Annotated in this window: 12 protein-coding genes and 1 pseudogene; 2 read left to right on the forward strand and 11 right to left on the reverse strand. The window is 68.1% G+C overall.

Annotated features, from left to right (window positions below):
* Window positions 1-141: 141 nt before the first annotated feature.
* From SPR02S_RS36425 to SPR02S_RS36440, 4 genes are all read right to left on the reverse strand, one after another.
* Window positions 142-771, reverse strand: coding sequence for a cysteine hydrolase family protein (locus SPR02S_RS36425; RefSeq protein ID WP_019061952.1), 630 nt, complete (start codon window positions 769-771; stop codon window positions 142-144).
* Window positions 772-834: 63 nt separating this feature from the next.
* Window positions 835-1,830, reverse strand: a complete 996-nt coding sequence (locus SPR02S_RS36430) for an ABC transporter permease (protein ID WP_019061953.1) — start codon at window positions 1,828-1,830, stop codon at window positions 835-837.
* Window positions 1,827-3,338: a sugar ABC transporter ATP-binding protein gene (locus tag SPR02S_RS36435; protein WP_019061954.1), complete on the reverse strand. Its 1,512-nt coding sequence runs from the start codon at window positions 3,336-3,338 to the stop codon at window positions 1,827-1,829. The genes SPR02S_RS36430 and SPR02S_RS36435 overlap by 4 nt, the downstream gene beginning before the upstream one ends.
* 20 nt (window positions 3,339-3,358) lie before the next feature.
* Window positions 3,359-4,444, reverse strand: a complete 1,086-nt coding sequence (locus SPR02S_RS36440) for a sugar ABC transporter substrate-binding protein (RefSeq protein ID WP_019061955.1) — start codon at window positions 4,442-4,444, stop codon at window positions 3,359-3,361.
* 128 nt (window positions 4,445-4,572) lie between these two features.
* Between SPR02S_RS36440 and SPR02S_RS59210 the strand changes: the two genes are divergently transcribed.
* Entirely contained in the window at window positions 4,573-5,328 is a 756-nt protein-coding gene (locus SPR02S_RS59210) for a FadR/GntR family transcriptional regulator (protein WP_158697946.1), read from the forward strand.
* Window positions 5,329-5,359: 31 nt separating this feature from the next.
* Here the strand turns inward: SPR02S_RS59210 and SPR02S_RS61910 are convergent, their stop codons facing one another.
* Genes SPR02S_RS61910 through SPR02S_RS57190 form a run of 4 tightly spaced genes read right to left on the reverse strand, consistent with a single transcriptional unit; the run spans window position 5,360 to window position 11,596 of the window.
* Window positions 5,360-7,840: an ABC transporter permease subunit gene (locus tag SPR02S_RS61910; RefSeq protein ID WP_019061957.1), complete on the reverse strand. Its 2,481-nt coding sequence runs from the start codon at window positions 7,838-7,840 to the stop codon at window positions 5,360-5,362.
* A complete protein-coding gene (locus SPR02S_RS57185; protein ID WP_019061958.1) occupies window positions 7,837-9,357 on the reverse strand; it encodes an ABC transporter ATP-binding protein in 1,521 nt (506 codons plus the stop codon). The genes SPR02S_RS61910 and SPR02S_RS57185 overlap by 4 nt, the downstream gene beginning before the upstream one ends.
* The gene (locus SPR02S_RS36465) at window positions 9,354-10,604 is read right to left on the reverse strand and encodes a BMP family lipoprotein (protein ID WP_019061959.1); all 1,251 of its coding nucleotides are present in this window, start codon (window positions 10,602-10,604) and stop codon (window positions 9,354-9,356) included. Before SPR02S_RS36465 ends, SPR02S_RS57185 begins: the two co-directional genes overlap by 4 nt.
* Before the next feature lie 14 nt (window positions 10,605-10,618).
* The gene (locus SPR02S_RS57190) at window positions 10,619-11,596 is read right to left on the reverse strand and encodes a nucleoside hydrolase (RefSeq protein WP_019061960.1); all 978 of its coding nucleotides are present in this window, start codon (window positions 11,594-11,596) and stop codon (window positions 10,619-10,621) included.
* 631 nt (window positions 11,597-12,227) lie between these two features.
* Here SPR02S_RS57190 and SPR02S_RS36475 point away from each other — a divergent pair.
* A complete protein-coding gene (locus SPR02S_RS36475) occupies window positions 12,228-13,217 on the forward strand; it encodes a LacI family DNA-binding transcriptional regulator (RefSeq protein WP_019061961.1) in 990 nt (329 codons plus the stop codon).
* Between the two features lie 16 nt (window positions 13,218-13,233).
* On the opposite strand, the pseudogene SPR02S_RS60810 reads toward SPR02S_RS36475, so the two are convergent.
* The 3 genes and pseudogenes from SPR02S_RS60810 to SPR02S_RS36490 all read right to left on the reverse strand — a co-directional run.
* A pseudogene (locus SPR02S_RS60810) lies at window positions 13,234-13,407 on the reverse strand (IS1380 family transposase); the annotation flags it as partial.
* Between the two features lie 92 nt (window positions 13,408-13,499).
* Window positions 13,500-13,976 (reverse strand): hypothetical protein, encoded by a 477-nt coding sequence (locus SPR02S_RS36480; protein ID WP_158697947.1) that lies wholly within the window; start codon window positions 13,974-13,976, stop codon window positions 13,500-13,502.
* Between the two features lie 448 nt (window positions 13,977-14,424).
* Entirely contained in the window at window positions 14,425-14,877 is a 453-nt protein-coding gene (locus SPR02S_RS36490) for a MarR family winged helix-turn-helix transcriptional regulator (RefSeq protein WP_019061964.1), read from the reverse strand.
* Between the last annotated feature and the right edge of the window lie 33 nt (window positions 14,878-14,910).

The raw sequence follows: 14,910 nt of genomic DNA on the forward strand, positions 1-14,910 counted from the left end.
GGCGCCGGAACGGTGAGGACGCGATATCGCGGGGCTGGTGGTGATGCTCGGCTCCGTTCTTCTGCTGGCACTTCGCCGGGCGACCGATGTGACACGGCTGAGCATCCCTCTCGTACCACGTCACACCGGCCGCCGTCGGGATCAGACAGAAACAGCGCTCCTCTGAAGGCTGAGCTTGTCGACGATCGTCGCGGCGGTCGCGACCTGCGCGAACGCCATGGCCAGCGTCGCGCAGACGGACTGCTGGATCTGCTCGGCGGTGACCTCGGGGAGGTCGAAGGTCGCCGTCGCGTCGCTCGCGAACAGGACCTGGAGGTCTCGCATGTTGGCCTCGCGGGCGGTGGTCTCGCAGCAGACATTCGTGGTGATGCCGGTGACGATGACGGTCTCGATGCCGCGGTTCTTGAGGATGACGTCGAGTTCGGTCCCGTAGAAGGCCCCGTAGCGCGGCTTGTCCATGATCACGTCCGCAGGGGCGACGACCACGTCCTTGTGCAACTCCGCGGCGGGGTTGCCCTTGAAGAGCAGCCCCGCCTTGATTGCGGCGTTGAACTCGCCCATCACTCCCGTCGTGCTGCCGTCCGGCCGGACGACGTGCAGGGTGTGTACGACGAGCCCGCCGTTGCGGCGCACGGCCTCGGCGATGTCGTTCACCAGGGGGATGATGTCGGGGCCATGCTTGGCGGCCACCGGCGAGTTCTCGACGAAGCAGTTCTGGACGTCGACGTTGAGGAGGGCGGTGGTGCGGGGGTCGATCGTGAAGTCAGGCATGGCTACTCCTGTTGTGCGGGTTTTGGATGGGTGTTTCTGCGCCGAGGGGAGCTGTCTCGTACGTCATCGACGCGAGCGCGACAGCGACAGTCGGCCGTCCAGCGCGAGGGCGCCGATGATGATGGCGCCCTTGATGATCCCCTGGTAGTAGGAGTTGATGTGGAGCAGGTTGAAGCCGTTCTGCAGGGTCGCGAGGATGGCGAGGCCCACGGCCGTACGCCAGATCGCCCCGACTCCACCGGCCAGGGAGGTGCCGCCGACGACCACCACGGTGAGGACGTTGAACACCAGGTCTGAACTGGCGTTGGCCTGGGCGTAGCTCAGCTGGGAGGTGGTTATGGCGCCGCCGAGGGCTGCGCAGAACCCGGAGATGACGTAGGCGCTCACCGGCGTCCAGGTGACGCGCAGGCCGGCCAGCCTGCTGGCCTCCGGGTTCCCGCCGACGGCGTAGACGGACTGGCCGTACGCGGTGTACGCCAGTGCCGCACCGGCGATCAGCATGAGCGACACCAGCAGGATTCCCGAGTAGGGGATGCCCGCGACGCGTCCGGCGCCGAGGATCCTGAACGGCGGGAAGTCGACCACGAACGGTTGGTTGTCCGTGATCACCAGGCCGATTCCGCTGAAGACGAGGGAACTGCCCAGAGTGGCGATGAAAGCGTTCACCTTGAGGACCGTGATCACGACGCCGTTGACCAGGCCGGCCGCGATCCCCACCGCGAAGGCCGCGAGGAAGGCGACGACCGGAGCCTGCGTCGATCCGAGCGCGGCCGCGGTCACTCCGGAGACCGCGTAGATGGAGCCCACCGACAGATCGAACCCACCGGTGATCACGACGTACGTCATGCCGATCGCCATCACCCCGACCGGCGCCCACTGGGACAGGATGTTGGCGATGTTGCCCGGGGCGATGAACTCCGGCTGAAGGACAGTCACCAGGGCGATCAGGGCGAGAGCCACGAAGACGATGCCGTACGACTGCGCTCGGGCGAGCCACCAGCCGGACCGGATGCGCAACGCTGCCGCCGTCGGCGACGGGGCGACGGGGGAGGTTGTCATGAGCTGAGGGCTTCCTGTCGGGTGGGAGGCAGGTCGAAGACCGCTCTCAGGATCGATTCGACGGAGTCGACCGCTTCGGCCGGCTCGACGAGCTGGTGGCGCGCCATGAGCACGACCCGGTGGCTGTGGGTGACCACCTCTTCGAGTTCGCTGGAGACCCACAGGATGGAGACCCCCTCGGCGGCGAGGTCGGACATCAGCTCGAAGATCTCCGCCTTCGCGCCGATGTCGATGCCGCGGGTGGGTTCGTCCAGCAGCAGCACCGGCGACTGCGCGTGGATCCAGCGGGCCAGCATCAACTTCTGCTGATTGCCGCCGGAGAACGTGCCCGCGCCCGATGCCAGCCGGGACGGCGGGAAGTTCACCCTTCCGGCCATCGGCCCGGTCGCGCTCAACAGACGGCGGGCGCTCACCACTCCGCGACCGAGCGACGGCAGCGCGATGTTCCACGCCGCGGACCGGCCCAGGACCAGTCCTTCCGTCTTCCGTTCCTCCGGCGCGAATCCGAAACCCAGCCGCTTCGCCGCGCGAGGTGAAGCCGGCCACCTCACCGGGCTGCCGTTCAACCGCATCTCGCCGCTACTGACCGGATCCGCGCCGGCGAGCGCACGGAGGAACTCCGACCGCCCGGACCCGACCAGTCCCGCGATGCCGACGATCTCGCCCTTGCCCAGGTCGAAGCGGGGTACATCCACCGTGCCCGATCGCACACCGGAGACGCTGAGGGCGATCTCCTCGCCCTGGTAGGCGGGGAGGCGACGCCGATATCGCCGCGCCTGGGCGGCGGGACCCAGCATGGCGTCGACCAGCGAACCGTTCGTCCAGTCCGACACCTCGGCGGTGCGCTGCACCGCTCCTTCCCGCATCACCGTGACCTGGTCGGCCAGTTGGAGGACTTCGGCGAGATCGTGCGAGATGATCACAACGGTCCTGTCGGCCTCACGGAGCCGGCCGATCACCCCGTGCAGGTTCTCCCGGTCGCGGGGGCCCAGCGAGGCGGTGGGCTCGTCCATGATGATGACGTCACTTCCCCGGGCCAGGGATCTCGCGATTTCCAGCAGTTGCTGTTGCGCCACCGAGAGCCGACTGCATCGGGCGTCGGCGGGAACGGTGCATCCGATGAGTTCCGTGGCCCGCCGGTAGGCGTCGAGCGCTGCCCGGCGTCGCACCACGCCCGCCCGGGTGGGGAGATTGCCCAGCAGAACGTTCTCCAGGGCTGATCGCTCGGGGACGATCGTCAACTCCTGGTAGATCATCGCGATGCCCGCGGCGGCAGCCTGGCGTGGGTTGTGGGCGGTGGCCTCGGTCCCCCCGATGAAGAGCCGGCCCGTGGTCGCCTGGACGGCGCCCGAGGCGACCTTCATCAGGGTGGACTTTCCCGCGCCGTTCTCTCCGACGAACGCGTGCACGGTCCCCCGCCCGATCGAGACGGTCACCCCGGCGAGGGCTCGGGCTCCGGCATAGTCCTTGGTGATGTCCACGAAGGAGAGTGCTGCGGTGGTGGTCATGGGGTGTCCGTTCTCCTTCGTCACCACTGCGGCGTGAACCGCGACACCTTGTCGGAGGTGATGAACACCGTTCCGGGGCCGTCGACGATCGCCGGGGCCTTCGCCAGGTAGGCGAAGCCGGGGGTGTCCTTGCCGGTGTCGAGCTTGCGCATCAACTGCGTCACGCCGTAGTACGACTCGTCGTACGGCAGCAGTGCGGAAGTGCCGTTCCAGGTGCCCGAGGCGACCCGCTTGACCGCCTTGGCCGAACCTCCGACGCTGTAGATCTTCACCTTGTCGCCCGGGGTGAGTCCGGCTTCCTTGACGGCCTGTTCCGCCCCGAAGGTCATGTCGTCGTTCGCGGACAGAATCATGTTGACCGACGGCGTCGCGCGCAGGGCGTCCTGCACCACGCTCAGTGCCTGGCTGGGGTTGAAACTCGCCGGCTGGGCATCGGCGATGGTCACCTCGGGGAATTCGGCCTTGACGGCGTCGAGCGCCTTCTTCCAGCGTCCGTAGAGATCGGATCCGAGATAGCCGCCGACCGCGACGACCGTGCAGGAGCCGTCGCAGGTCTTGAACGCGTTCCGGAACGTCTGCTTGAAGTAGTCGGTCGTCTGCATCCCGACGAAACCGACCGTGCCGGTCGTGTAGTCGGGGTTCCCGCACATGGGGCTGTTGATCGTGGCGACCGGCTTTCCGGTCGCCTTGAGGAGCTTCCAGTCCGAGCACCCCGAGGCGTCGGTCACGGGGGAGAAGACGTACCCGTCGTATCCCTGCTGGATGGCGTCCTGCACCTGCCGAAGCTGCGCCGCCGAGTCGAAGTTCGCGTCGAACAGCTGAAGGTCCGCGCCGAAGTGGGAAGCGGCTTTACGGGCACCCTTCAGGCGTGCCTGGCAGTAGGCGAACGCCGAGGCGCACTCGGCGATGTACGCGATCTTCGGCTTGTCCTTCGCCGCCGAGCCCTTCGTCGCGTAGCCGACGGTCTGGGTCATCGCGTCGTCGGATGCCTGTGCGGACGTGGACGACTTGGCGGTGGACGTGCTCGTCGCGGACGGGGCGGAGCAGCCGGCCAGGAACAGCGCCGTCAGCGCGGCGAGAAGGGTGGGAGAGTGTCTGTGTCTCATGTGCGTGGTCCGCTCAGTCAGATGTACTGTGAGGGTGGAACCGAACGTCTAATGTTGGACATTAGGATCCCGGTGTTACCGGCGATGAGCGGATGCTTTTCGTACTCATTACGGCGTGGGGGACGTACATGACAGCGGACTGGAAGGCGGCCAGCGCCTCCTTCGTCCTTCGGCACCATGACGCGGCCGGTCAGATCGCCACCCATCTGCGGCACCTGATTTCGAGCGGGGTCTGGCAGCCCGGCGAGAGGCTGCCCTCCGAAGCCGAACTCGCCGCAGGGTTCTCCGTCGCCCGCGGGACGGTCCGCGAAGCCCTCAAGAACCTGAGTGCCGCCGGGATGGTGCGTTCCGTCCGCGGCAACACCGGCGGGACCTTCGTCTCCCTGCCCACTGTCGCCCGGCTCACCGAGACGTTGAGCGAGAGCATCCGGATGCGTCAGGCGTCCGGCCCGATCACAGTCTCCGAGATCGACGAGGCCCGCCTCCACCTGGAGAGATCCTGTGTGGCACTCGCGGCCGACCGCCGCACCGACGAGGATCTCGAGCGCATGCGGGAGTGCATCGACCGATCCCGGGACCTGTCGATCAGCAAGGCCGAACGCCTTGAGCTGGACACCATGTTCCACTCCGCGGTCGCCACGGCGGCCAGGAACGAAATCCTGGACATCGCGATGACGGCGGTGCACATTGCCCGCGGTTTCGCCGACTCCACCCTGACGGAGGCCGCGTTCGAGCCGGAGCACCGGCTGCACGCCATCGACCAGCACATGGCGATCCTGGAAGCGATCGAGAACCGCGCCCCGGCGTCGGCGATCAAGGCACTCGACGACCACGTGAAGTTCATGCACTCGTTGAGGATCGAAGAGTCGCCCGAAGACGCCTGAGGAGTGGGTGGGGAGCTCGCCGCCCGGCATGTCATCCGGTCCGGTAGGGCCGGCCGACGGCGGCGGGTGGACGGACCCGGCCGACGAAGCTCGCGACGGCGACGATGGTGGCGAGGTAGGGCGCCATCAGCAGGAGGTTGGGGTCGATCGGGGGGCCGGCCTGCGCCAGCAGATACTGGAGTTCGGTGGCGAAGCCGAACAGCAGGGCGGTCAGGACGGCGCCGCGCGGGGTCCAGCGGCCGAAGATGACGGCGGCCAGCGCGATGAAGCCGTTGCCGGCCGACATGTTCGGTGAGAACACGCCCTGTTGCCCCACTCCGATCACCAGCATCGCTCCCGCGAGACCGGCGATCACTCCCGCGAGGAGGACGGCAAGACCACGGGTGCGGTTCACCTTGATGCCGACGGTGTCCGCCGCGCGGGGATGTTCCCCGACGGAACGCAGGCGTAGACCCCAGCGGGTGTGGAAGAGCGCGAAGTGCACGACCGCGACAAGAGCGTAGGTGAGGTAGAGGAAGAAGGTCCCCTCGAACAGCACCGGGCCGACCAGAGGGATGTCACCCAGCAGCGGAACCTTCCAGACGTGGAAGAACGGGGCGGCGTTGTATCGGTCGGAGGCGGGAGCGATGATCTGCTTGAACAGGAAGTTGGTCATGCCCAGGACGAGCACATTGAGCACCACGCCCACGATGACCTGGTCCACGAGATAGCGGATCGCAAGCACCGACAGCAGGACGGCGACCAGCACCCCGGCGGCGGCTCCGCCGATCAGCCCGCCCCAGACGCTGTGGGTGAGGGAGCCGACGAACGCGGCGGCGAAGGCACCGAGGAGCAACTGCCCTTCGAGGGCGACGTTGACCACGCCGGAGCGTTCACCGATGACGCCGGCCAGCGCGCCCAGGATCAGCGGGACGGCGGAGGGGAACAGCGTGCCCTGCAGCAGGGAGACGATGTTCATGCCGGTGGGGTCCCCGGCGATCGACCAGGTGATGAACGACAGCAGCAGACAGAAGATCGCGACGGCCGTGCACCACCGCGCCGGCAGCCGCTCGGTGAGACAGAGCACCCCGGCGGCCAGGACGACGGCGCAGAGCACGATCACCAGCGGCCGGGACGGGGCCGACCAGGCGGCGCCGTCTCCGGAGAGAGAGAAGTGGAACAGCGCGGGTCGTGCCGTACGGCCGCTCAGTGCGAAGCCCGGCAGTGCGAGCAGACCGAGTACGACGATCGTCACGCCGGCGGCCACATGCCGCGGGTAGCGCGCCCGACGTACGGTGGTCGCCGTGACGGCGAGGCCGTTGGACAGACCTGACCATGCGGAACGCCCGCGGTCCTTGAGCCGGAAGATCGCCCGGGTGAGCCGGGGCGCGGCGACGAAGATGACGATGAGCGCCTGGATGACGGTGACGATGTCGCCCGAGACGCCCGCCTGGGCCTGCACGGTGGGCGCGCCCTGACGCAACGCGCCGAGCAGGAGCCCGGCCGCGACCGTCCCGGCCGGCGAATTCCGCCCGAGCAGCGCGACGGTGATCGCGTCGAAGCCGACGTTGTTGTCGATCTGCGGTGTGACCGTGTACTGGGCGGCGCCCCCGAGCGCCAGCAGGGTTCCGGCGAGGCCGGTGAGGGATCCTGCCAGGGCCATCGCCGTCATCGTCGTCCGGGGGACGTTCATGCCGGCGGTCCGTGCGGCCGCCGGGTTGGCGCCGACCGCCCGCAGCCTGAAGCCCAGTCCGCTGTGGGCGAGCAGCCACCACACGCACGCCGTGGCGGCCAGGGCGAGGACGATGCCGAGGTCGACCGGGAGGCCGGAGCCGAGAAGACGGGGCAACCGAGCCGACCCGAGGATGAGTTTGCTGGTCTGCGGATTGTCCGGGGACTGGACCGCGCTGGTCTGGATCAGGAAGGCCAGGCCGTAGAGCGCGACGTAGTTGAGCATGATGGTCGTGATGACCTCGTGCGCTCCGGTGCGGGCCTTGAGGAACCCGGCGAGGAAGCCCCACAGCGCACCGGCCGAAATCCCGGCGGCCAGCGCGACGACCAGGTGCAGGCCGACGGGCAGGTGCCAGGCGAACCCGACGTATCCGGCGGCCATGGCACCGGCGATCACCTGGCCCTGGCCACCGATGTTGAACAGCCCGGCCCGGAAGGCGAGCGAGATGCCCAGGCCCGCGCAGATCAAGGGGGCCGCCGTGTAGACCGTGCCCGCGATCGGCGCGAACGAACCGGTCCCGTCGTATACGGCGCCCTGGAACAGTGCCAGGTAGGCGTCGCGGACGGTGTACCAGGCGTCCTGGAAGGTGTCGGTGGGATGCTGGAAGAAGTAGCCGAGGTCGGTCCGCACGACGGGGGCGGAGAGCGCGATGAACAGCCCCCCGATGAGCAGGGCCAGCACTACCGCGAGCACGGTCACCAGCCAGCCGTCGCCTCGTGGCGTCCACGGCAGCCGGGCGCGGATCCGCCGGGGCCGGAGCACGAGGTCGGGCGTCGCCTCAGGCGTCGTCTCGGTCGTCATCGGGGATTCTCCTGTTCGGCCGTGCCGCCGGCCATCATCAGACCGATCTCGTCGGACGAGGCGCCGGCCCCGAACTCCCCGATGATCCGGCCGCGGTACATGACGGCGATCCGGTCGGCGAGCGCACGGACCTCGTCGAGCTCGGTGGAAACGATCACTACCGGGGTGCCCCGGTCCCGTTCGGCGACGATCCGCCGGTGAATGAACTCCTGGGCGCCGACGTCCACGCCCCGGGTGGGCTGCGAGACGACCAGCAGCCGCAGGGGTCTGGACATCTCGCGTGCCAGGACGACCTTCTGCTGGTTGCCGCCGGACAGGGTGCTCGCCGGAGCCGTCGCGTCGGCGGGCCGGATGTCGTACTCGGCGATCCGCGCTTCGGCGTTGGCGCGGACGGCGCCCAGCTTCAGGCGCGGCCCGCGCGCGTACGCGGCGGAGTCGGTGAGGTCCAGGACCAGGTTCTCCGCGATCGTGAACGACCCGACCAGTCCGTCGTGCTGACGGTCCTCCGGGACGAATCCGACCCCCGAGGCGAGCACCTCGTGCGGGTTGCGCCCCACCAGTTCGTCGCCGTCCAGCAGGACCGAGCCCTCGGTCGGCGTACGCAGGCCCAGCAGCGCCTCGACCAGCTCCTCCTGGCCGTTGCCCTGGACGCCGGCGAGTGCGACGATCTCGCCCGCCCGGACGTCCAGGTCGACGCCGTCCACGCTGACGCGGCCCCGGTCGTCCCGCACCGACAACCCGGCGATGCGCAACGCGATCCCGCCCGGCGCGGCCTGTGCCTTGGACACCGTCAGCCGGACGTCCCGGCCGACCATCATCGCGGCCACGTCCTGTTCGGACGCGGTGACCGGCGCTTCGCCGATCACCCTGCCCCGGCGGATGACCGTGATCCGGTCGGCCACCGCGCGGACCTCACGCAGTTTGTGGGTGATGAACACCACCGACGTGCCCTGCGCACGCAGCGTCCGCATGATCCGGATCAGGTCGTCGATCTCGCGTGGGGTGAGCACCGCCGTCGGCTCGTCCAGGATCAGCACCCGGGCGTCTCGCATGAGGGCCTTGAGGATCTCCACCCGCTGCTGCACACCGACCGGCAGGTCCTCCACCAGGCTGCCTGGGTCGACGTCCAGGCCGTACCGGTCGGAGAGTTCGCGGACCTTCGTGGCGGCCTCGGCGCGGGACAGCCGCCCGAAGGGGCCCGAAGTCTCCTCGTGCCCGAGCATCACGTTCTCGGCGACGGTGAAGACCGGGATCAGCATGAAGTGCTGGTGGACCATTCCGATCCCGGCGGCGATGGCATCCGAGGGGCCGTGGAAGGTCCGGGCAACGCCGTCGATGAGGATCTTGCCCTCGTCCGGCTCGTACAACCCGTAGAGGACGTTCATCAGGGTGGACTTCCCGGCCCCGTTCTCGCCTAGCAGGGCGTGGATCTCACCGGGTTCCACCGTCAGGTCGATCGCGTCGTTGGCGGCGAGCGGGCCGAACCGCTTGGTGACGCCGCGGAGTTCGAGCCTCACGGCTGCGACTTGGACGTGATCGTGATCGCCCCGGAGCGGATGTCCTCGCCGACCTTGGCCACCTCGTCCTGGAGCGCCTGCGGGACCTTCGAGGCGAAGTCGTGGTACGGCGACAGGCCGGTGCCGCCGTTGGCGAGCGTGCCGACGTAGTCGCCGGTGCCGTAGTTGCCCGCGGCGCCCCCCTTCACCGCGGTCTGCACGGCCTTTGAGATGCCTTTGTAGGTGGTGGTCAGGAAGACATCGCAGTACTGGGGTGCGGCGACACAGCCGTCGGTGTCGACCCAGATCACGGCAGCCTTGCCGCCGGACGCCTGGGCGGCGGCAGCCGTACCGAGGCCGGTCCCGCCCGCGACCGGGTAGATCACGTCAGCGCCTGCCTGGATGAAGTTCTTGGCCAGCTGCGAGCCCTTGGTCTGGTCGGTGAACGTCCCGGCGAAGCTGCCCTTGCGCGTCTTCTCGTCCCAGCCGAGCACGTGCACGCTCTTGTGGTGCGCGTTGTTGTAGTACTGGACGCCCTCCCAGAAGCCGTCCATGTACGCGGTCACCGGGGCCAGATCCTGCCCGCCGTAGGTGGCGACCTCGCCGGTCCTGGAGTATCCGGCGGCGAGGTAACCCGCCATGAACGCGGACTGCGTGGTGTTGAACAGCAGCCCCTGGACGTTCTTTCTGTCCCCGGTGTTGTCGATGATCGCGAAGTGCTGCTTCGGCGACGCCTTGGCCGCGCCGGTCGTCGCGTCGGCCATCGCGAAACCGACGGTGAAGATCAGGTCGCACTCGGCGGACTCGAGCGCGGTGATGTTCCTGGCGAAGTCGCTGGAGGTGGCCGAGGACAGGTACTGGACGTCGGCGGTGCCCGCCTGCTGAGTCTTCCGCAGGCCCTGCCAGACCGACTGGTTGAACGACTTGTCGTCGACACCGCCGGTGTCGGTGACCATGCACGCCTTGTATCCCGAGGTGCTGCCGGTCGATCCGGCCTGGGTGGTGGTCTGCTTGGTGCCGCAGGCCGCGAGCGTGAGTACGAGGCTCGCGATGCCGATGGCTTTCGTGGATGTCGGTCGCATGGTGGTAAGTCCCTCGGGTTGCAGGTGTTCTGCGATGGTTACGGCGGCTTGGGCGCCTGGCTTGGTGACGGCCGGGGCCGCGGGGCGGCAGGCGGCGACGAGGGCGTCGGTGAGGGAACGGGTGGCGAACCGGGCAGTAGGCACCCGGTCGCGGCCGATCACGAGGCCGACGTTGACGCTGCTCACAGTGCTGATCCGGGTTATCGACGTGCCCTCGGCCGAAGGAGCGCATCCATCAGACGTCCGCGCAGCGCGTCCTCGTCGACCGACCAGACGACTGTGACGGCCGACCACGAGGTGTCGGTGTAGGGCGGCAGGTCCTCGTCGGCCCGGCGGTCCACGACGCTCATGCCCCGGGTGTACGCGCCATGGAGTTCGACCGTCGTGCGGTGTGCGGAGACCTGGGCCAGCTCGGGCCAGACCGCGACGAGGAACGCACCGGTGTCGCCGAGTACGGGGTCCACCCGGTTCCAGGTTTTTCCCATCCCGGTCAGCAGGTTGCCGGCGAGCCGGGCGGCCGGTTCGGTGTGCTCGACGAGCTTTCGGACGTGTTCGGCGGGGACGGTCACGCTGTTGAACACGTCCAGCCCGTACAACCAGACGTTCGGCCCGGTCCGCAGGACGATCTCCGCGGCCTCGGGATCGTGGAAGAAGTTGAACTCGGCCGTAGCGTCGGAGTTGCCGCCCACGGCCGCGGACCCGCCCATCACCACGATCCGCTCGATCTTTTCCTTGACCTCGGGATAGCAGGTGAAGAGCACGGCGAGGTTCGTCAGGGGGCCGGTCGCCACCACGGTCACCGGACGGTCGGCGGCGGTCAGCGTGGTCCGGAGCAATTCCACCGCGTGGAGCGGCACGGCCGCCCGCGAGGTCTCCGGCAGCTCTATCCCGCCCAGCCCGTTGTCGCCGTGCACCCAGGACGCGTCGGGGGTCGGCTGGGCGAGCGGTACGGGGCAGCCCCGAGCGACGGGCACATCCGGCGCGTCGGCGGCGTCCAGGACACCGAGGGTGTTGCGTACCACTGCGTCCACGCCGACGTTGCCGTCCACGCATGTCACGGCCAAGACCCGGACCCCGGGGATCCCGAAGGCCGTGAGCAGCTCGACCGCGTCGTCCGTCCCCGTGTCGCAGTCGATGATCACGTCGAGATCGGGGTGTTCCTGGTCCTGGATCGGCATTGGCGTGTCCTTGTTCGGCCTCGACGTTGCTGCAGCGAAGAGGCGGTCGTCAGGGGTGGATGGGAGAAGAGATAACCCTGTCCGACACGTCCAGTCAAGCGCTTAACTGGACTCGTCTCATGGTCCGGGACATGCCGACGCGGCACCGGTGATCGTGACGCGGGCCTGCGGGCAGCGCGGGGCGGGTACGGTCCGAGCCATGCGGGGCCGAAAACTGCGAACACCAGCCGGAAGAATTGATTGTCCGCCAGAAAATGCGCCGTCAATTAGCCTTGATATTCATGATGATCAGAATTAGGAAACCATCTTCTGAAATAGGCAATAAAGGACCCAACGGGCAGCGTGTGTCCACGGAAATTAGTTCCAACGAGAGGACTCCGCCACCCCTGTAGCTGGACGAATGAAGGTTTGATCAGGTCAAGTGCCGGAATGAAGTAATTGGCGATCATTTCAGTGCATGCGAATTTCATCGCATGCATGGTAAAATGCGCCAGTGGAGATCGTACGGAACTGCACAAAAGCTGTATCCGGAAATGCTGAGTAGAAATCGAAGGGGGGGCGGGGAAACGGGTCCGCACGGACACCGCGTCCCTGACGACCAATGGGCGGGCGAACCAAGGGCGTACGAAGGGTGACCGCGGCGGACGTGGCGAGTGCCGCCGGAGTCTCGACGGCGACCGTTTCGCTGGTGGTCAACGGGAAGGACGCGGGCCGCGTCCTTCCCGAGACCCGGCAGCGAGTCCTGGAAGAGGCCAACCGGCTTGGCTATGAGGTCGACCGACGGGCCAGGAGCCTGGCCACGGGCCGGTCCGGGATCGTCGGCTTCGTCTCTACCGGCCTGTCGAACCCGTTCTTCGCCGCCGTCCAGATGGGGCTGCTGGAGGAGTTCGACGACCGGCTCCAATTGCTGTCGATCGCCACGGAGATCGGACACACGACCGCGCGGCGGAATGTTGCCGCGCTGTTCGCCATCGGTGTTGACGGCATCATCATCGACGCGAGCGCGCTGGAGGCACTCGGCGAACAGCCGTCCGTCCCGGCCGTGCTGCTCGACTCGCCCAGAGGCCCTTCCGGCCTGGTGCGGGTCAACTTCGACCTCGTGTCAGGCGCGGAGGCGCTGGCGGCACACCTGCTGGAGCGCGGGCATCAGCGGATCGGCTACCTTCAGTCCGACCAGCAGACCGACACATTCGCCCTCCGATACGAGGCGTTCGCGGTACGAATCCACGCCGGTGGCGGGGTTCTTTCGAAGGCTTCGTCGGGCAACACCATCGAGGCTGCTTCTGAGCGCTTGCTCAAACTGTGGGGCGAGTGGGATGCCCTGGGCGTAACGGCGATCGTATGCGCCAGCGATGTCATGGCTTACGGCGCGCTCCAGGCGCTCCGAACACTCCAGGTCGCCGTACCCGGCAGGGCCGCGCTGGCGTCCTTCGACGACCTGCCCACTGCCGCCCTGCTCGAGCCTTCGCTGACCTGTGTCCGGCTGCCCGCGCGCGAACTGGGCCGACGGGCCGCCACCGAGTTCCTCGATGTCCTGTCGGGACGGACCGAGGCCCGCGAAGTGATTCTGCCGACCGAACTCGTCGTTCGCGCCTCCACCCATCGGCGACTTGGAGCTTAGCCTCGCCGTCTCGGTTGTCCGCGACGGCCTCGCCGCCATCGGCGAGCATCACCGCCAGGTCGGTGGCGATCCGGCCCGGATCATGCCCGGCTCCGCGCGGCCGAAGCTGCCTGAGGGCGGCGGAGTACGCGGCGGTCGGCCCGGTGGCATCGGCAAGATCCGCCAGACAGCGTGCCCCGGCCGGCATGACCGACCACCCCCGAACCATCGGCGCGGTACGGGCTTACGGTCGCCGGATGACTCGGCAGCGGCGGTCCGTACGCGGACGGCGGGAGGCCACCCTCATCCAGTAGGGCGCCGACGGCCGCGGGGCGGCACGCGCAGCGCTGTTGGCCGAAGGCGCCCACGGGCCGCCGGTACGGACGCCATGGACAGGTTGACCGCGTCCACGAACTCACCTGTGGGCTCGCGCAGTGCAGCAAGTGCTTTCCGGCGCGCGTCCTGCCGCTCCTGCCGTGCCCGGCGCACTGCTCCTGACACCAAGACTTCCCGAAGTTCCAGGATCCCGAACCGCTGTGAACGGTGGTTGGCCTCGGCATGGAACTCGCGGATGTCTAGCTCTGGCTTCCCTGCTTTCAGGGCCTCGTCCTGCTCCCGGCGGACGGCCTCAAGGAAGTTTGGGGCTTCGCGGTCATCGTCCACGTGCTCAATGCCCAACTCCTCGGCGAGCGCCTCAAATTGCTCCGCGTTTTCCCGGAGGCAGTCCATGATCTTTTCATCGCTTGTCTGGGGCACGACGGCGCTGTACAGCACCGCCATGGCGCGGTGGGCGAGCTCCCTCTTGAGCCTTGCGCTGCTGCTTCGCGGTCCCGGCCTTGCGGCAGGCGTCGACAGCGTCCAGGAAGACACTCGCAGTTTCCAGCCTCTGGTCAGCGTAGGAGCTGTGCACGGCCGTTCGGGAGCTGAGATGAGCGGACCGCAGCGCGTAGACGGACGTGACAAGGCGCCGACCGTGGGCCCGACGATGGTGACGTCTGAGGTCATGTCTGCCATGGTCCGCGCCGGGAGGGTGCGGCTCGTGCCGGTCGAGGTGGTTCAGAGAGTTCCCTCGGGCAATGGCCCCTGACCTGCACAGAAACGCAGTTCAGGGGCTCATTGCAGAAGAGGGTGCAGTCGGGGGCTGTCGGTTTTCGAGGTCGCCTGCACGGATTTTCACGGTCGGCTGCACTCCTGTCCGGGCGCGACGAGACGTGCGCCGGGGAGCGAGCTACGCACCGGCGTTGCCATCGCGCAGGGAACGGATCATGCTCTGCAGGATCCGGAACGCGCCTGACTGCTCGGTCTCGGTCATGCCGGCCAGCATTCTGACCTCGACGGACCGGACCGCTACGGTCGCCTTCTCCAGGCTCCGTCGGCCGCGAGGCGTGAGCCGTGTGGGAAGAACCTTCCCGACGGGTGCCTCCGCGGGCCTGGTCACGTAGCCCTCTCGCTCCAGGGCCTGGAGCAGCACGTTCATCGACTGCCGTGTCACGAACGCGCCACGCGCGAGCTCGGAGTTCGACAAGCCCGGCCGTTGAGCCAGCAGCTCGAGGCAGGAGTAGTGCGTCACGCTCATCCCGAGTGGCCGCAGCACCTCCTCCATGGCTGCGCGCAGGACGCTCGACGCCTCTTTCAGCAGGTAGCCCAGTGACCTCTCCAGGTTGACACCATCTTGATTCATGTCAGCATTCTGACATAGATTGGCATGTGTCAG

This window comes from Streptomyces prunicolor NBRC 13075 (genome assembly GCF_000367365.1).
GTDB lineage: Bacteria > Actinomycetota > Actinomycetes > Streptomycetales > Streptomycetaceae > Streptomyces > Streptomyces prunicolor.

Excerpts from the sequence above, each read along its gene's own strand:
- SPR02S_RS36425 (WP_019061952.1), bottom strand. The coding sequence starts at position 771 with ATGCCTGACTTCACGATCGACCCCCGCACCACCGCCCTCCTCAACGTC.
- SPR02S_RS36430 (WP_019061953.1), bottom strand. The coding sequence starts at position 1,830 with ATGACAACCTCCCCCGTCGCCCCGTCGCCGACGGCGGCAGCGTTGCGC.
- SPR02S_RS59210 (WP_158697946.1), top strand. The coding sequence starts at position 4,573 with ATGACAGCGGACTGGAAGGCGGCCAGCGCCTCCTTCGTCCTTCGGCAC.
- SPR02S_RS36480 (WP_158697947.1), bottom strand. The coding sequence starts at position 13,976 with ATGGCGGTGCTGTACAGCGCCGTCGTGCCCCAGACAAGCGATGAAAAG.
- SPR02S_RS36440 (WP_019061955.1), bottom strand. The coding sequence starts at position 4,444 with ATGAGACACAGACACTCTCCCACCCTTCTCGCCGCGCTGACGGCGCTG.
- SPR02S_RS61910 (WP_019061957.1), bottom strand. The coding sequence starts at position 7,840 with ATGACGACCGAGACGACGCCTGAGGCGACGCCCGACCTCGTGCTCCGG.
- SPR02S_RS57190 (WP_019061960.1), bottom strand. The coding sequence starts at position 11,596 with ATGCCGATCCAGGACCAGGAACACCCCGATCTCGACGTGATCATCGAC.
- SPR02S_RS36490 (WP_019061964.1), bottom strand. The coding sequence starts at position 14,877 with ATGAATCAAGATGGTGTCAACCTGGAGAGGTCACTGGGCTACCTGCTG.
- SPR02S_RS36435 (WP_019061954.1), bottom strand. The coding sequence starts at position 3,338 with ATGACCACCACCGCAGCACTCTCCTTCGTGGACATCACCAAGGACTAT.